The organism is Lactiplantibacillus mudanjiangensis, from assembly GCF_005405385.1.
In the GTDB taxonomy this organism is placed as follows: Bacteria; Bacillota; Bacilli; order Lactobacillales; family Lactobacillaceae; genus Lactiplantibacillus; species Lactiplantibacillus mudanjiangensis.
Window position 1 is genome coordinate 118,617 of record NZ_BJDY01000002.1, and the last position, 18,959, is coordinate 137,575.

An 18,959-nucleotide genomic window follows, 5' to 3' on the forward strand; every position below is an offset into this window, starting at 1 on the left:
TATAAAAATCACTTTCTTGCTTTAATTTTAGCATTTTGTCACCTAAAAAAGGTGATTTTCGCTTATAATAATAGCATTCTGACTATATGGAGGTCGCAAAATGCATCTTTCAAATCCGCGCCTTATTTTTTTGTGGCAATTATTAATTATGTTATTATCCGCGGTCATTTCGGCAGTTGCTTTAAATGAATTCTTGATTCCGGCGAATACGTTTAGTGGTGGAGTTAATGGGATTGCTCAGCTGCTTTATACCGCGGGGAAACCGTTGGGCTTATCGATTAATACCGGTTATTATATTTTGCTATTCAATATTCCGATTGCGTTACTCGGCTGGTTTAAACTCGGTCATTGGTTTACCATCATGAGTTTTATCACAGCGTTTTTAACGTCATTTGCGATGGTTGTCATTCCGGTCGTCAATGTGGCGCATAACCCATTATTAGGGGCGTTATTTGGCGGAATTTTAACCGGGGTTGGTATCGGGATTACTATGCGGTACGGCTTTTCAACGGGTGGCTTTGATATTATTGTCTTGGTACTAGAACGGATGACTGGTCGTACGGTGGGCAGTTGGATGTTTTTAATCAACTTTATTATTATTGCGATGTCTGGGTTGTTATTTAGCTGGGAAAACGCCTTGTTTACGATTATTTCCATCTACGCGTCGACACGGATGATTGATGTCATTCATACACGTCATCAAAAACTCACGGCAATTATTGTGACATCCCAAGCCGAATTCGTGGCTAAAGCGATTCAACAAGCAATTTTGCGAGGTGTGACGGTTATTCCGTCACACGGTGCCTATTCTGGGCAAGCTAACTCCACGTTGATGGTCGTTTTGAGTCGTTACGAGTTGTATACGTTACAAACCACGGTAAATCAAACGGATGAACACGCGTTTATTAATATTTTAAATACAGTTGATACATCAGGCTTATTTATGAATGAGCAGGAACAGGATCAACAGCGACAAAAGTTACGGGGATAATAACTTAAAAGGGGAACAGATAATGAAAAAAGTGGGACAGCAATTATTAGCAGCAAGTTTAGTTTTAGTAGGGGGCATCGCTTGGGGACAGCAGGCCGTTCAAGCACGTACAAGTTATACATCGCCAAAGTCTTTCCGGCATACTTGGTATCACTATGTTGGACATGGTAAGTATGACAAAATGACATTTAGTAAACATGCCTATAGTTCCGATGAGTATGCTGGTGGCGAACATTATCACGAGCATCGCAAGTTTAAGTTATTTGGGCCAAGTAAAAGCGGCTACTGGAGTTTGTATGGGATTGATCAGACCGCTGGGGCCGGTAATAACTTTAAAGTGACGACTAGAACGTTTGGTGGTAAACGACATGCCATTTTGAATAATTATTATGGCTACTATACGTCAGATATTACCCACTACTATCGCTTCAAGACGCATCACCAATAAACCGATTTCATTCACAATCGTAAGCACAAGTAGTTGTCGAATTAGATAAATTAAGGTATCATTAGATTCTACGAAGATAAACTAGACAGGAGTGACAACGATGCCAATCGTACACATTGAATTAATCGAAGGCCGTTCACAAGCCCAATTAAAGGACTTAGTTAAAGACGTGACTGACGCCGTTAGCAAAAATACCGGTGCGCCAGCAGAACATATTCACGTGATTTTAAGTGAAATGCAAAAAAACCGTTACAGTGTTGGCGGTGTGTTAAAGAGCGACGAAGAAGCTAAGTAATTAGTAATCGTTGTGAACCGGCCGTTATTGTGGCCGGTTTTTTTGCAAGATGGCACGTTGTCAAAAAAAGTGAGGTTAGATTGTGAACGAACAACTTACAGCGGCTGATTTAAATGCCCAACATCATCTCACCGTGGGTGGGGTCGATACGTTGGCGTTAGCCCAAAAATATCAAACACCATTATATGTCTATGATACTGGTGCGATTCGGCAAGAAATTCACGCGTTTAAGGCGGTTTTCGAGGCCAATGACGTTAATTATCAAATTAGTTATGCCAGCAAAGCTTTTGCGGCAGTCGCGATGTATCAATTGGCCGCCCAAGAAGGCATTCATTGCGATGTCGTGTCTGGCGGGGAAATGTATACCGCAAAACAGGCTGGCTTTCCAATGGAAAAGTTGTCCTTTCATGGGAACAACAAATCATTAGCTGAATTAACCGAGGCGCTTGATTATGGCGTGGGCTGTATCATGGTGGATAATTTTTATGAACTACAGCAATTAGCCAACTTGACGGCCCAACGGGAACAACACGTGACGGTCATGTTACGAATTGCCCCCGGAATTTCAGCGCATACCCATGATTACATCTCAACCGGACAAGAAGACTCCAAGTTTGGTTTTGATTTGAATAGTGGTCAAGCCGATGAAGCTGTCAAATTAGCACAAGCGGCACCTTATTTAGATTTAGTCGGCATTCATTGCCATATTGGCTCACAGATTTTTGAACTCGATGGATTTAAAATGATCGTGGATAAGCTAGTGACGTTATTTGCCCGTTGGCAGACGGAACTTGATTTTTATCCAAAAATCATCAATGTTGGTGGCGGCTTTGGCGTGAAGTATACGTCTGAAGATCAACCGTTATTACCGACTGAATTTGTCGATGCGATTGTTAAAGAAACCATTGCGCAGACGCAAGCTCATCACGTGCCAATGCTTGAGATTTGGATTGAACCGGGGCGCTCATTAGTGGCGACTGCTGGGATGACGCTCTATACCTTAGGGGCCTCCAAAGATATTCCGGGTATTCGGAAATATTTAGCGGTTGACGGTGGGATGGGTGATAACATTCGTCCGGCACTATATGAAGCTAAGTATGAAGCGGTACTCGCTAAAGATCCCTCGCAACCAAGTGATGAAGTGGTCTCCATTGCCGGAAAATACTGTGAATCCGGAGATATGCTGATTTGGGATCAAGCCTTGCCAGCAACCCAACCAGGTGATGTGTTGGCGGTGTTGGATACGGGAGCCTATGGGTATTCGATGGCGAATAATTATAACCGTAATCCGCGGCCAGCAGTCGTTTTTTGCGAAAATGGTCACGATCAATTAGTTGTCCAACGTGAAACCTTTGCCGATTTAACGCGGTTAGATGTGCCATTAACGGCGACTGAACCAATTAAATAAACGTTAAGGTCAAGATTGAAAGATCATTATGGTGATAAAAAACATATCATTACTGGCTTGAGCTGTGCTAAATTGGTCACCTACGCCAACCAGCGATTCTGCCGGCTGTGGGGACCGGTTCCAGCCAAAAAGCGGGCTTCCACCTCGCTTTTAAGCCTAGCCTAAACCGCTAGTCTCAAAAGTCGTCCATATCGTAAAGTCCGGGGAAAACACCCAGACTAACGATATTTTCACGGCCGGCGCCATCACTGGCTGACTCCGGTTAGTTCGCTATGTCAATTTGGTAATCACTAATATAATCAAGAGTGAGTTCAGCCGTGGAAGGCTTTTAGCGATTTATCGCTTAGAGCCTGGCGCTTTTGAAACGCGAGTTGGGCGGCTCAAAACGACGGTTCAGACCGCTTTTTGGCTGGAACGGTCTGCCCACAGTGTTCCGGCTCAGGGTGGGCGAACGACAAGTGACAAGTATGACTAGTTTTGATCGGTGAAGACTTGCCATATCGGCGAAAAAGTAATAGTCAACTTTTAAACGTTAAAATAAAGGACGCTCCACTGGTTAATAGCCAATGGAGCGTCCTTCTTTTATTGTGGTTGATATTCTGTCACGATTTCTGAGTTTGAGACTGGGAATAAAAGCGTCTTTTGAGCCATGAAGGTCTGCATATAATCACTAGCACCATGTTTTTTAACTGCGTCGATCGAGTGCCACTGTTCAATGAGCGTGAATTGTAACTGGTTGTTCGTATCTTGTAGGACACGAAATTCGTCACAGTCAGGATTGGCGCGGGTTGGTTTAATTAAGTCAGCTAGAACTTTGGTAGCGGCCGTTAAATGGTCGGTAGTTGTTTGTAAGCGAACAACGACGGTTAGTGATTGAGTTGATTGTGTCATAATGAAGCCTCGTTTTTTGTAATTTAGTTAGTTTTCTAATAAAAAAGCTAACTAAATCAATATAACTAAATAGTTAGCTTTTGTCAATAAAAACTAACCATTTTTAAGCGATGTCAGTTGAAAAGGGCTTACTAAAAAAACACTTGCAATAATTTAGCGACGTTAACAGCATCGGGCTGTTATTGTCCTAAGTATTACAAGTGTTTTCGTTTACCAGATGTCATTACGATGAACATCTAAGACAAATTTTGAGTGATCTTCCACAAAGCGTGATGTTGAGTATTCAAATGCGCTACCCTTTTGATCATAAGCGATTTGTTCGATGACCAATAGTGGGGTGCCAGGTTTAACGGCTAATGCTGAGCCACTCTCGCTATCGGCGCCTTCTGCGTAGACCACTCGACGGGCATCTGTCATAAAGACGTTTTTTTCACCGAGATGATCATAAATGGAGCCAGCTAGGATTTCTTCGTCTAATGGCAGAATACGCGTTGGCATAATCGTATGTTCATAACTATAATTCTTGCCATTGCGGTAGCGGGCGCGCTTGATTTCATAGACGGGTTCATTAGCCTCGATGCGTAAGTTTTTTTGTTCGGTCTCGTTAGGGAGACGCGCACCGAAAAATAGGACCTTACTGGTGATGGCTTGATCGCGATGTGTGTAAGTTGTCCCGATCGGCAAGTCCAATGGTAGTAATTCGCCGAGATGATCAGCCATCTGTGAACGGACAATCGTACCAGAACCTTGTTGGCTGTGAATCAGGCCTTCGTCACTGAGCATTTTGAGCGATTTTCGCAGTGTTAGTCGGCTTACTTTATACTTGTCTGCTAATGCTTCTTGCGTGGGCATCGGTGTTCCTGCACGATAATGATTCCGTAAAATATCTCGTTTAATATCTGAATAAATTTCTTTGTATCTATACAAATTTTTTCACCTCTATACCGTGTTCTTATAATAATATTTTAACATATATTTTTAATATGTATACAAATTAGGGCGCTAATTCCAATAATTTGTATAGCCAAATACATAAAATTCTCTTTACAAATGTCGACAACTTGCTATAATTGGCCTTGTTAGAAAGCGTTTTCTAAAAATAAATCTTTTTAAGGAGCATCAAAATGAAGGTTAATGTTGAGAAACTTCAAGAACCGTTACTCAAAGCATCCGGTTGGGTCCAACAGAATAGTATTTTGCAAGCGATTAAGAACGCCTTTATCATGACGATCCCATTCTCAATCATTGGGTCTTTTTCGAACTTAATCAAAATGCAATTAGATGCATGGATTAAGAGTGCACACATCAACAATGTCTGGCTAACGAATACGAGCGACTTATTTGGTTATATCAATACGGCAACGTTAGGTATTATTGGGATTATCGTTGTGCTTTGTTCGTCTTATTCTTATGCCCGTGAATTGCAGAAGAAATATCAAACGGTTAACGTCTTCTTAGCTGTGATCTTAGCACTGGCGGCCTACTTCGTGATGGTTCCCAAGAACATCAACTTTGCCGATCCTAAAGCAAAAATCATCGAAGGGTTTGCGACAAGTTTCTTTGATTACTCTGGCATGTTTACCGGACTAATTGTTGGGATGATTTCGGTTTATATTTATGCCCGCTTAAGTAAAAGTAAGATCAAAATTAAGATGCCAGATAGTGTCCCACAAAATATTTTTGATTCATTTGCCTCATTGATTCCGATTACAGGGGCCTTATTCATCTTTGGTATTGTTCGAATTATCATTCAAAGTCTCGGTTTTGTTTCACTGATCGAATTAATTTCAGAAGTTTTAATCAAGCCATTATTAACGGTCGGGACTGGATTACCAGCGATTATTGTCGTCATTCTGGTCGAACAAATCCTTTGGTTCTTAGGTCTTCATGGGGTCAATATTGTTTGGGGTGTCATGTCGGCGTTCTGGTTACCATTATTTTTACAAGACGTTGCCAAATATGCCGCAACTCAAAGTTTTGCTGGTATTTCAATTGCGCCGAATACGATGACGAACGTTTATGCCATGATCGGTGGTTCTGGGGCGACATTTGGTCTACTGATTGCGATGTTAATCTTTACCCGCAAAGGTGAAAAAGAACGTGAAATTGCGAAATTAGGGTTCATTCCAGGATGTTTTGGGATTAACGAACCAATTATTTTCGGGTTACCAATCGTATTGAATCCAATTATGTTTATTCCTTGGATCGTCGCACCGTTAATGAACGCTATTATTGCCTACGTCGTGACCAAGATTGGTTGGGTTGTTCCGCTAGTGGTCTTGAATTCCGGTAACGAACCCATTTTCTTGAGTACTTGGATTTTAGGGGCATTCCATACAAGTCCAGTTGTCTTGACTTTAGTCTTGGTCATTTTAGATGTGCTGGTTTATGCACCATTTGTTATTTTGAATCAACGTAGTGAACGGGCCCAATTTGCTAAAGAAGCAAAGTTGGCTGCCGCTGCTAGTGAGTCTTAGGGATAAGAGGAAGGTAGAGTTGTCTTATGAAGAATGTCGCAGTCGTGGCACATACGCATTGGGATTTTGAATGGTACTTCACCCGTCAAGAGGCACGCGTGCAATTTGCCTATCATATGGATGAAGTTCTTGAAGCGTTGGAAACGAATGCCCTAGATTATTACTTATTAGATGGTCAAATGGCGATTGTTGATGATTATTTACAAGCTGATCCAGAACAATTGCCGATTATGAAAAAATGGGTCAAAGCGGGGCGGTTGTTTGTTGGCCCGTGGTATACCCAAATTGATGAACTAGTGACAACTGGTGAATCGATTGTCCGAAACTTACAGCAGGGCTTGAAATTAGCTAATGAATTAGGTGGCGCCATGCCAATTGGGTACTTGCCAGATTCATTTGGCCAAGGCCAAGATATGCCCAAGATCTACAATGGTTTTGGCATTGATAAAGCCATTTTCTGGCGTGGAATGCCAGCTGAGCAATCTGCTCGGTATTTTTATTGGACTAGCGATGATGATTCAAAGTTATTAGTCGCTAATCTACGTAATGGTTATCCGGTGGGCACCGAGCTGATGGAATCTGAAGATTATCCGTCATTATTGCAAAAGATTAGTTCAGATACTGATGCGACGAATTTGGTTTTACCGGTCGGTGGTGATCAACGACCAGTTGACTTTAAGTTAAAAGATCGCATTAAAGCGGCTAACGCGAGTCAAGCTGACTATCAGCTGTATGAGAGTAATTATCCGGAATATTTTGAAAAGCTAGCTCAGGAACCAAATTTACCAACATATACGGGTGAGTTTGTTGATCCTAGTACGTCTAAGATTCATCGGGGCATCTTTTCGTCACGCGCAGATTTAAAACAGTTATATGATCAGCTTGAACGATTGATGACTTATGAAGTTGAACCTTTGATGGCGATTGCCCAAGCCCATGGGGTTAAGACGAAAGCTGGCTTAGTGGCTGAAATTTGGAAAGTGGTTGCTCGCGGTCAAGCCCATGATTCTTCGGGTGGTTGTAACAGTGATGCGACCAATGCGGACATCAAACATCGTGGCGAAGTGGCGTTACAATTGGGTCTGTCACTGAAAGCTTATTTATTACGCAAGTTAAGCAGTCATGTCGACAGTCAGTTGGATTTATTTTTCTGGAATCCAACGCCAGGTTCAATGACTCAAGTGCAGACCGTTAAATTAGCAACACGGCAAGCTAGTTTTGACTTATTAGATACGCAAGGGCAACCAGTTGCCTTTCAAGTGCTTGAACAGGAAACAGTAGATATGGCGACTTTACGACATGACCCAACTAAGATGGTGGCTGATTTGTATTACGATACCACCATTGCGATGCCGTTAACGATACCGGCAACCGGTTGGACCGGGTTACAAATTGTTGAAACTGACAAACCGGTTGTACCTGTCAAAACTGGAACGACCATTGACAATCGCTTTTATGAATTATCGGCTGATGCGACTGGCTTGACCTTAGTCGACAAACGGACTGGCACGGCCTATGCTGATTTCTTGAGTGTAGAAGATGGCGGTGACGAAGGGGATACGTATGATTATTCGCCAGCCTATCAGGATTGGATCTTAAATCTAGGATTCGCTGATGCCCAGATCAGCGGGATCGTTGGTCAATTTGAATCACGATTAACACTATGTGGTGAATGGCAACTACCAGCCGATCTGACGGCTCGAGCAGCACACCAGGCGAATCAAGTGTTGCCATATACGTTGACGTTAACTTTAAAACAAGCTGACCCGACCATTGGTTTTAGTCTATCGGTGGACAACCAAGTTAAAGATCATCGGTTACGGTTAGTGATGACAACTCCGATTGAAGCTGAAGATAGTTATGCTGATACGCCATTTGGCTATTTAAAACGGCCGGTTATCGATCCACATTTAACGACTTGGCAGCAGATCGGCTACCATGAAGAACCAACGGCATTACGGCCAATGCTACATTTCGCCAATATTCATGATGACCAGTTAAGTTGGAGCTTTTTAGGATTAGGACCGAAAGATTTTCAAGTAATTGGGGAACATTTCAATCAGTTAGCCATAACCTTGTATCGCGGTGTGGGCTACTTAGGTCGACCAGACTTAATTCGACGTCCGAGTGACGCTTCTGGGTTGCAAACAAAATATGTGCCAACACCAGCTAGCCAGTTACAGGGGCCAATGACCTTTGCTGGCGGTATCTGTTTAGATCCGACCTATGAACCAGCTAGCTTACAAGCACGGCATCATGCCTTATCGCGTGGGACGTTAGCTTATCAAAATCAGACCTTGGATCGATTTACGAGTCCGATTCAATATTTCCAAATTAATCAAAATCCGCGGCCGTTAACGCAAACTGCGCCATTATTGCAATTAGCAGCGCCACAACTAGTGGTTAGTGCGTTGACCATGACACCGGACGAGACCGGCTTAGTGTTACGGGTTTATAGTCCAACTAAGCAAGCAATTGAGCGGCCTGGGCGACTTGATTTTGAACAACCCGTAACGTTGAAGGCATTAGACTTGAATCATGTTGTTAAAGAAAATTTGACAACCGGTGTCACTAAATATGACTTGGCGGCTTTTCGCCCAGGTGAGATTCGAACTTATGGTATTTATCAATACCCAAAATAGTGTTAAAGGAGCAGTGAGCGATGGCAATCGATTTAAAAGCAGTGGCGATAGCAATTGATCGCTTTGCAGCGAAACAACAATTAGCAACACCAGCCACGACAGCGCTATTTCAGCACTTATTGGGCGATGCGCTGACTAAAGCGACAACGGCGGAAGCGGATGGCACTTACTTTGTTAAAACGGGTGATATTCCAGCGATGTGGTTACGCGATGCGACATTTCAAGTGTTGCCATATGTGCAATTAATTGATGACATTCCAGACTTACAGCCAATTTTGATCGGAGTATTGCGGCGTGAATTGCGTTATCTTCAACACGATCCGTATGCTAATGCGTTTAATGAAACGGCATCGGGCGCTCATTGGAGTGATGATGAATCGGACTTGCCGATTTCGGACCTCGTCTGGGAACGCAAATTTGAGGTTGATTCCTTGTGTGCGCCGCTATTGTTAGCCCTACGTTTATATGAACAGACTGGGATCACGACTTATCTTGATGCCGAATTTTGGCAAACATTAGGGATCATTTTGACGGTGCTTGAAACTGAACAACAACATGCCACGCGATCAACTTACTATTTCAAACGGGAGAATTGCCCCGCTAACGATACATTAACGCATGATGGTCGGGGGGCTCCGGTCGCTGAAACCGGAATGATCTGGAACGGCTTTCGACCAAGTGACAATGCTTCGGAATTAGGTTATCACGTCCCGTCTAATATGTTTGTGGTGGCAATGTTACGTGGCCTGTTGCCGCTCGTACCGACTGAACATACATCGTTAAGGACTCGAATGCAACAACTGATGAAGCAGATCGAACAAGGTATTACGGATTATGCAGTGGTGATTTTACCAACCGGCAAAAAGGGTTATGCGTATGAAGTTGACGGTCTAGGTCATGCTAAGTTGATGGATGATGCTAATGTCCCAAGTTTGCTGTCTTTGCCATTTATTGGCTACACTGATGTTGATAATCCACTGTATCAAGCAACGCGCCAATTTGTGTTGAGTGCGGACAATCCGTATTATTACCAAGGATCGGTATTGCAGGGAGTTGGGAGCAATCATACGCCCAATGACTATGTCTGGCCGATTAGTTTGGCGATGGTCGGGTTAACCACCACTGACAAGCAGGTCAAACAACAACAATTGGCGTTAATTGCGGCGACTGACAATGGCACTAAGCAGTGTCATGAGAGTGTGCATATGGATGATACGAGTCAATATACCCGAGATTGGTTCTCGTGGGCCAATATGACTTATTGTCAATTAGCATTGGAGTTGATTTAACAGGCTTAAAAAGCTAAAGGTTGAAACTTACTCATCGTCAGTAGGGACCTTGCTAGAGTTGACTTGAATACCCTTAATTAGTTACCTCCGGCTGTCAGTGATTCTGCCAGCTGTGGGGACCGATTTCAGCCAAAAGGCGGGCTTCAATCTCGCTTGAAAGCCTAGCAAAAAACACTAGTCTTTCAAGACGTCCACGTCGTAAGTCCGGTAGAAACACCCGGACAACGACGTTTTCACGGCTGGCGCCATCACTGACGGCCTGCGGTTAAGCGACGATCATTGTTTAAAACAATGATTTGGTCACAAATCTAGCCGGGAGTGAGTCTAATCTGGGCCCAGCCGTGGGTGTTTCTTAGCGTTTTTTGCTTAGAAACTGGCGCTTTTGAAACGCCGACCTTTGCGGTTCAAAACGAAATCCAAGACCGAACTTTGGCTTGGATTGTCCATCCACAGCGTTCCGGCCCGGATTGGGCGAACGGTAGGCGGCAAGTTTCACTATTTTTGACCGTTAAATGCCTATCCTATCAATGGTTAAGTCTAAAATTCAGCTTTCAACCTTTAGTTAAAAAGCTAAAAGACAGGCACCATCCCATTACTATCAGGGGACATGCCTGTCTTTTTACGATAAATGACTAATTAAATTTTTTGTTGAATATCATCAATTGTGACTTTCAAAACTTCGCGGACCCATGGGAATTGTGCTTTTTTGGCGTCAAATTCGGTGCCACTGGCTAAGAATTCACCGTGACCATGAACATGGAAGCCGGCGCCCGGGCCAACGGTGCCTTCGACTTCTTTACTACCCATCGTAAGCGTTACGGTATTGTCGGTCTCAAAGTCGTGTTCAATACTCCGCATTCCCGCAGCTGGAATCAATAAGTAATTGTCATCAGCGTTAATGGTAATGTAAGAGTTCCAAGTGTTCACAACACTAGCAGGCTGGGCATTAATCGTAATAATCGTCGTGGCGCCTTCGTGGGCCATCACGTCTAAAAATTTAGCATCCATTATCAAATCACACCTTATCTTTAAATTACTGATCGAACATCGGTACCCCTATTATACGGGCTTAATCAAGTGAGACCAATTCAATTTTACCAACGGCAATCGGGAGGGTGACGTGTGCATCATATGTGGCAACCTCACCAGCAACTGAACTTGGCAACTGTAAGCTGTTAGCAACGCCATGAATATAGATGACGCGTTTATCTAACGTGAGTTCACTGTCATGAAAGACTTGCTTGAATTGGGTGTCGAGTTCCTTTAATGGCACGATCTTGGTATAGGCAAAATATCCGTTGACATCGGCAACTGGATAGGCATCGTTCGCCACATCCATGGTTTCTGGCGTATCGTTGAATGGCACCATTGTTGTCCCAGAAACGGGTTCAGTTTCAGGCAAGTCGACGAAACCGTCGTGATTCACATCTTGAGCCATCGTGGCAATCGAGGCCTCTTGACCATCTGGGAAGCCGTGAAAATGTTCCCAGTGTTGGATATTAGCGGGAGTGTCAAACATCTCGATGGTCACGATTAATTGATCCTTAGTTTGAACAAAGCTTGCTTGCCCATGAGCGGCGGTACCGATAGCGTCTGCATTTAATGGCATGATTTTAGCTTGATAAAGTTTCATAATGAAGTTTCTCCTAGATTTAATGTTGACCTTATTGTATACTGAGGCCACTTTTGAAAAATTGATATATGTCAAGAAAGGAACAAAAAATGACGCATTCGGCATTTAAATGTGTACAAGGGGCTCCAATTTTTCGTGGCCTGTCTGAAGATGATTTGGCAACACTAGCAAAGATTTCGATTCATCAGCAGTTATTTCGACAGGGGACGGTGTTGTATGATCCGACAACCCCGTTAGATCGTATGATGATTATTGATCAGGGGCGGGTCAAAGTGTATCAGTTGAACGAAAATGGTAAGGAAAAGATCCTATATATGTTGCGTCCCGGTAATATTGATAGCGAAGCGGCGTTATTTAGTCAGCGGCAGCATTTTAATTATGCGGAGACGGTTGAAGACACTCGAATTTGTTCCATTAGTAATCAGGATTTTCAGACGTTACTGCACCAAGTACCAACTTTAGCGTTTAATTTGATCAATGTTTTAGGCGAACGGTTAACAGCATTGGAAACCATGAGCGCACAGACGAGTAATTTGGAAGCAAAGGATCGCTTGTTAACCTATTTACAACAAATCGGTCAGCAACAGAACCAGACCATATTTAAGTTGCCAGTAAAGAAACGAGAACTTGCTAGTTTTTTAGGCATTACACCTGAAACACTAAGCCGGCAATTCAAGTTGTTAATAACGGCCGATCTCATAAAAGTCGATGGTCGACAAATTACCTTGCTGTAAATAAGCGAAAAAGTTGAATAGCCGTGTTTACTCACAAAAGTCTTGGCTTTTTTAAAGTCAGGGCTTTTAAATTGCATTAAATTAGGGATTAACACAGTCAAAAGAGATAATCTAATCATTTTTATAAACAAAAAGTTATTATTTCAACAGAAAAAGGCAAATTTTTTTAAGAAATTATAGTTAAATAGGTAAACCATTAGCTTTATTTAGTCATAATTCAAGCCATTTTGAGTAGCCTTTATAATTATTATTTATGGCTTTTAAAGGTGATAAAAAGTGCGTCACTCTAAACTGATGGGTACTGTTTATTACGGATTTATAATAAAAATCACCTGTTAATGCCTATTTCTGGGCTTTAGTGAAGTTTGTAAGTTGACTATGAAAATAAATATGATTAATACTAATCCCTAATTAATTGTGGAAAAACGCAAATAAACGTTACCCCACAGATGCCAGCTTTGCCATCGTCGATATGCTTGAACATAACTGTTTTGGCGGCTGTAAGGGGTTGCACCAATTAAGTTCAAGGGATATATTATTGATGAACATAAAGATTTGATCAGGCGCCGAATTAAATCTTTTTTTAATTGTAATAATGACAATTATTTAAGGGTCTTAACAAGAAAAAGGAGTCCTATACCATGATGAGCACAAAGAACAAACGCAACCCCCAAACTACTTCCAAAGTACACTACAAGATGTATAAAAAAGGTCGTTTCTGGTTATTTGCCGGTGTGATTGCCTTTACTTGGCAAGCCAATAGTTTAGCAAGTTATGCGGATACGACGACAGATGCTAGTGCGACAAGCGAAAGTAGCCAAGTGGTGACCAATAGTGAATCGAGTGCTACAACCAATAGTAGTAGCGCTGACACTGCGACAACTGGAGCTGATACGACTTCAACCACACAAAAAACCAGTGCCACGACCGCTACAACAGAATCGACGGCTGCAACTACGACTTCAACTGATGATTCAAGTGCCGCATCGTCAACTAAAACTGACGACAGTAGTCAATCAACTGCGACGACTGATAGTTCGTCAACTGCAACCACGAACGCTGACACAACTTCAACGACGGATAATAGTAGTAGCGCTGTGAAAGATGAAACTGACAGCAGCAGTAAAACGACTAATGCTACTGATTCATCGAGTGCATCAACTGATAATAGTGCAACTGATCAATCAGATTCAACTAAGACGTCGACGGATACGACCACGGCTAAAGATACCACGACCGATGATCAAACCACGACTGATTCTTCAGATACCACTAAGACAGCCGATACTACGGATACCACAACCGTCGCCACTGATGACACCACTAGTACGGTGACTGATCCAACAACTACAACAGATACGACTACTGACACGACAACTAACGACAATCAAGCGACATCTGATGAAACCGCAGTTAATGATGCCACGACCAATGTTAGTGACGTTACCACGGATACGACCGTTAGCGACGCAACCGATACGACTTTAAACAATGCGGATGCCACGGCTACAGATAATACAGTTGTGACAACTACAACAACCACGGCTGACCAACAAGTTACCGATAAACGGAGTACCTTATTACGGGCCGCAGCCACTGCCGCTGATGTTTCGGATATTGCGAGTGGGACATTTGGGACCAGCACTTGGCGGATCGACAGCACCGGAGTTTTACATATTGATGCTGGGACTTTTGCGGATACTAAGGGAACGAGTCCATGGGCGGCTTATGCCAATCAAATTACGTCAATTTCATTTGACGGGACAGTTGTTGCTGGGAGTGACAGTTCGAATTTGTTCTATAATATGATAAATTTAACTGCCGTATCGAATACGGATCAATTGGATACCAGCAATGTCACTAACATGTCACAGATGTTTGAATATGATTCCAGCTTAACCACGCTTGATTTATCAAGTTGGGACACGAGCAATGTTACTGACATGACACAGATGTTTGGTGCTGCCACCGCTTTGACTAGTGTAGATGTGTCAAACTTTGATACGAGCAAGGTAACCACTTTCTTGGGCATGTTTGATTCTGATAGCGCATTGACAAGCTTGGATGTCTCAAAATGGGATACTAGTTCAGCTACTAATATGTCACACATGTTTTGGGATACTCGTGGTTTAACTAGTCTCGATGTTTCAAGCTTTGATACGAGTCATGTGACCGATTTCTCAGCTATGTTTGATGGTGATAACGGCTTAACCAGCTTGGATCTGTCAAACTTTGATACTAGCTCGGCAACGGATATGAGTTACATGTTATCGGGATTAACGGGTCTGACTAGCTTAGACGTTTCGAACTTTGATACTAGCAACGTCACGAATATGCAAGGCATGTTCTGGAGTGATTCAGGTTTAACCAGCTTGGATGTGTCAAATTTTGATACGAGTAATGTAACCAATATGAGTTTAATGTTCTACCATGACACTGGCTTAACGAGTTTAGATCTGTCAAACTTTGATACCAGCAATGTAACGCTGATGAATAGTATGTTCGAAGGTGACTCAAGCCTAACAACCTTAGATGTGTCAAGCTTTGATACCAGCAAGGTTACTGACATGTCATATATGTTCTGGGGTGACAGCGCTTTAACTGCGTTGGATGTCTCGAACTGGAATACCGGTAATGTTACCGACATGCAAGAAATGTTTTATAATAACTCGAGTTTAACAGCCTTAGATGTTTCGAACTTTGACACGAGTAAAGTGACGAACATGTCATATATGTTTTGGGGTGATAGTGGCCTAACTTCTTTAGATGTCTCAAATTGGGATACCAGCAATGTCACAACCATGGAAGCTATGTTTTACCATGCGACAGGTTTGACTTCTTTAGATGTCTCGAATTGGAACACCGGCAATGTTGAAAAAATGAATAGTGTTTTTGAAGGTACTACAAGTTTAAAGACTTTAGATGTGTCAAACTGGGATACGAGTTCAGCAACCACGATGGCGTTCATGTTCTGGGGTGATAGTGCCTTGACAGCCTTAGATGTGTCAAACTGGAATACCAGCAAAGTGACAAGCACTAGAGCGACTTTTTATGGGGTTTCCGGGGTTAGTGAGTTGGCAGTTGGTAACTGGGACATGGGTGCTAATACAGATATGACCACGATGTTTTCGGGTGATACCGGGTTAACCACCTTAGACGTCTCAAACTGGAATACCAGTAACGTGACGAACATGAATCAGATGTTCTATATGCCAACAGCGGGTACGAGTCACTTAACCACCTTGGATGTTTCCAAGTGGGATACCAGCAAAGTGACGGACATGCATGGAATGTTCTATCAAAATGAATTGTTATCAGAGATTTCAGTTGGTGGCTGGGACACTAGTAACGTGACTGATATGGCCTACATGTTCTACGACGACACCGCGGTTAAAGTTTTAGATGTCGGTGGCTGGGATACGCGCAACGTGACCACGATGCGGTCGATGTTCTACATGATTGATAGCGGGACTTCTAATTTAGTGGCATTAGACCTTAGCAGTTTTGACATGTCAAAGGTAACTGATGCGAAATTCATGCTCAGATATGATGGTAGTATTAAGACCTTGAAATTAGGGACTAACACGTACTTAATCACAAGTACTGGTAACGCCTACGTGCCAACCATTAGCACGACTGATTCAGCTTACACTGGTAAATGGGTTGGCCTGACAACTGGTAATGTCTACACTTCAGCTCAATTAATGACGGCCTACTCATACTTGACTAAATCGGGTGTAGCCGATACCTACGTTTGGCAAACCGTTGATGGTTCAACCACTTTGGAAGCCAAAGATACCGATGATTTAATTGCCGGAACCGATACGACTTGGTCACCAAGTGATAATTTCGTTTCTGGTACTGATGCAAACGGCAATGCTTTGACTGTTAGTGATATGACCGTTATCGGCACAGTTAATACGAAGGTCGCTGGAACTTACAGTATTGTTTACTCTTACAAGGATTCAACTGGTTCAACGATTACGAGATTGGCCACGGTTGTGGTTAATAAGAACCTTGGGAGTTTAGATGCTAGTGATTCGACCGTTATTGCTGGCCCTGATACGACTTGGGATGCTGGTCTCACAGTTACTGATGAATACGGTAATGCCGTTGATTCAAGCAAGGTTACTATTTCTGGCGCTGATAAAGTCGATACCACCACGCCTGGCGATTATGACGTGACGTATACCTACACCGATGGCACTGGGACAGAATACACCAAGACCATCACAGTAACGGTTGTTAAATCAAAAGCGTCAGTTGATGCTGATGATAAGACAGTGACGGTTGGTGACACTTGGAGTGCCGAAGACAGTTTCGTTGATGCGGCGGACGCTGACGGTAATGCGCTTGATTTTTCAGATGTAACGGTTGAAGGTGCCGATGATGTCGATACGACTAAAGCTGGCAGTTATGACGTCACATATAGTTACAAAGACTCAGCTGGCAACACGGTTTCTAAGACCATTACAGTAACGGTTGCGGATAGTAAAGTTTCTGTTGACGCTAACGATGCGAACTTAGTTGCTGGACCAGACACCACTTGGAGTGCCGAAGATAGCTTTGCTGGCGCCACTGATGCTGATGGCAATAGTGTTGACTTTGCCGATGTGACCGTTGAAGGTGCCGATGCAGTTGATACGACTAAAGCCGGTAGTTATAAAGTGACGTACAGCTACACCGATGTCTATGGTAACAAGACGCAAAAGACGATCACGGTAACGGTTGCGGATACTAAAGCTAGCGTTGACGCTGACGACAGTACTGTGACGATGGGTAGTAATGCCACTTGGAGTGCCGAAGATAACTTCAAGGGTGCTACTGATGCTGACGGTAACGCGATTGATTACAGTAAAGTCACGGTATCTGGTGCCGACAAAGTTGATTTAACCACGGCTGGCAGTTACGATGTCACTTATAGCTACACCGATGATGCTGGTAATACAGTTTCTAAGACGATCACGGTGACAGTTGCAGCCACTAAAGCGTCAATTGATGCGAGTGACACCACGGTCATGATTGGTAAAAATAGTACTTGGACAGCTGAAGATAGCTTTACGGGTGCCACTGATGCTAACGGTAATGCTATTAACTTCAGTGATGTGACGGTATCTGGTGCGGATGCGGTTGATTTAACCACAGCGGGCAGTTACCCAGTAACGTATAGTTACACCGATGCCGCTGGTAACACGGTTTCTAAGACCATCACCATTAAAGTTGTGGCTAGTTCTGCAAGTTTAGATGTCAAGGACAGTACCATTACGGCCGGAGATACTTGGCAAGCCAGTGATAACTTTATTAGTGGGACCGATGCTGATGGCAACGCCTTAACCTTTGCTGATGTGACAGTTACAGGTGCGGATGCGGTTGATACGACTAAAGCTGGCAGTTACGTTGTCACTTACAGTTATACAGATGCAACTGGTACCACCATCACTAAGACCGTCACGATCACGGTTGAAGCGGCTACCGACGTCGATGAAGGCAACGGTAGTGGCAGTGATAACGGTAACGGCGATAATGGTAGTGACAATAATAATGGCGGTACGAACACTGACGATAACAACAGCAATGGTGGTACTGGCACCGATACTGGTAATACCAATGACAATAGCGATACCAGCACGGGCGAAGATGATACTATCGATACTGGTAGTAATACCACTGACAAAGATAATGGTAGCAAAGGGAGTACCACTGGCAAGAAAACAACTGTTACTGGTAAGAAGACTGCGGGTCAAACAGCTGGCACAACAGTTAAGAATACCAGCAATGGTGGCACAACGATGAGCCAAGGCGCAACCATTACACCAACGGTTGCTAACCACACAACAAAGGCGCAAGCTACGGCAGTTTCCTTAAAGGCAGCACAAGCAGCCGCAACTAAGAACCAAGCAGGGACCTTACCACAAACTAACGAAAGTAATGCTGGCTTAGTTGGTTTGATGGGTGCCTTACTCTTGAGCTTGAGTGGCGTTGGTGCATGGTTTACAAGTAAACGTCGTCGGACTGAAAAATAGTCTCGATTAACTTTGAAAGAAACTCAATTCACTTTTGAATTGGGCTTCTTTTTTTGTTTTTGCTGTAAAGAACCAGTTGATTTTCAGAAAGCTTTAAACTTATGACATCAGTTCTATGCTACAATAGA

At 43.2% G+C, this 18,959-nt stretch carries 13 protein-coding genes; 9 read left to right on the plus strand and 4 right to left on the minus strand.

Annotation, left to right across the window (positions count from 1 at the left end):
- The first annotated feature begins 100 nt into the window (after positions 1–100).
- The 4 genes from FFM84_RS01430 (at position 101) to lysA (ending at position 3,142) form a co-directional block, all read left to right on the plus strand.
- A complete protein-coding gene (locus FFM84_RS01430; RefSeq protein WP_130843773.1) occupies positions 101–991 on the plus strand; it encodes a YitT family protein in 891 nt (296 codons plus the stop codon).
- 22 nt (positions 992–1,013) lie between these two features.
- Positions 1,014–1,439, plus strand: coding sequence for a hypothetical protein (locus FFM84_RS01435; protein ID WP_130843772.1), 426 nt, complete (start codon positions 1,014–1,016; stop codon positions 1,437–1,439).
- A 100-nt stretch (positions 1,440–1,539) separates the two neighbouring features.
- Positions 1,540–1,734, plus strand: coding sequence for a 2-hydroxymuconate tautomerase (gene thmT / locus FFM84_RS01440; protein ID WP_130843771.1), 195 nt, complete (start codon positions 1,540–1,542; stop codon positions 1,732–1,734).
- A gap of 82 nt (positions 1,735–1,816) precedes the next feature.
- The gene (gene lysA / locus FFM84_RS01445) at positions 1,817–3,142 is read left to right on the plus strand and encodes a diaminopimelate decarboxylase (protein WP_130843770.1); all 1,326 of its coding nucleotides are present in this window, start codon (positions 1,817–1,819) and stop codon (positions 3,140–3,142) included.
- A 582-nt stretch (positions 3,143–3,724) separates the two neighbouring features.
- Here lysA and FFM84_RS01450 read toward each other — a convergent pair.
- On the minus strand, positions 3,725–4,033 hold the full coding sequence (locus FFM84_RS01450; RefSeq protein WP_130843769.1) for a putative quinol monooxygenase: 309 nt from the start codon (positions 4,031–4,033) through the stop codon (positions 3,725–3,727).
- Positions 4,034–4,243: 210 nt separating this feature from the next.
- Entirely contained in the window at positions 4,244–4,960 is a 717-nt protein-coding gene (locus FFM84_RS01455) for a GntR family transcriptional regulator (RefSeq protein ID WP_130843768.1), read from the minus strand.
- A gap of 197 nt (positions 4,961–5,157) precedes the next feature.
- Here FFM84_RS01455 and FFM84_RS01460 point away from each other — a divergent pair, with 197 nt between their 5' ends.
- From FFM84_RS01460 to FFM84_RS01470, 3 genes are read left to right on the plus strand one after another with little or no spacing between them, the layout of a single operon-like run.
- A complete protein-coding gene (locus tag FFM84_RS01460; RefSeq protein ID WP_130843767.1) occupies positions 5,158–6,510 on the plus strand; it encodes a PTS sugar transporter subunit IIC in 1,353 nt (450 codons plus the stop codon).
- Positions 6,511–6,536: 26 nt separating this feature from the next.
- Complete coding sequence (locus FFM84_RS01465; RefSeq protein ID WP_130843766.1) at positions 6,537–9,152, plus strand: glycoside hydrolase family 38 N-terminal domain-containing protein; 2,616 nt, start codon at positions 6,537–6,539, stop codon at positions 9,150–9,152.
- Between the two features lie 20 nt (positions 9,153–9,172).
- On the plus strand, positions 9,173–10,441 hold the full coding sequence (locus tag FFM84_RS01470) for a glycoside hydrolase family 125 protein (RefSeq protein WP_130843765.1): 1,269 nt from the start codon (positions 9,173–9,175) through the stop codon (positions 10,439–10,441).
- A 636-nt stretch (positions 10,442–11,077) separates the two neighbouring features.
- On the opposite strand, the gene FFM84_RS01475 is transcribed toward FFM84_RS01470, so the two are convergent.
- Both FFM84_RS01475 and FFM84_RS01480 read right to left on the minus strand, forming a co-directional pair.
- On the minus strand, positions 11,078–11,449 hold the full coding sequence (locus FFM84_RS01475) for a pyridoxamine 5'-phosphate oxidase family protein (RefSeq protein WP_130843764.1): 372 nt from the start codon (positions 11,447–11,449) through the stop codon (positions 11,078–11,080).
- Positions 11,450–11,510: 61 nt separating this feature from the next.
- Positions 11,511–12,074, minus strand: a complete 564-nt coding sequence (locus FFM84_RS01480; protein ID WP_371852210.1) for a hypothetical protein — start codon at positions 12,072–12,074, stop codon at positions 11,511–11,513.
- An 89-nt stretch (positions 12,075–12,163) separates the two neighbouring features.
- Between FFM84_RS01480 and FFM84_RS01485 the strand changes: the two genes are divergently transcribed.
- Positions 12,164–12,808 (plus strand): Crp/Fnr family transcriptional regulator, encoded by a 645-nt coding sequence (locus tag FFM84_RS01485; RefSeq protein WP_165450017.1) that lies wholly within the window; start codon positions 12,164–12,166, stop codon positions 12,806–12,808.
- Between the two features lie 641 nt (positions 12,809–13,449).
- Positions 13,450–18,831, plus strand: a complete 5,382-nt coding sequence (locus tag FFM84_RS01490) for a BspA family leucine-rich repeat surface protein (protein ID WP_130843762.1) — start codon at positions 13,450–13,452, stop codon at positions 18,829–18,831.
- The last annotated feature ends 128 nt before the right edge of the window (positions 18,832–18,959 follow it).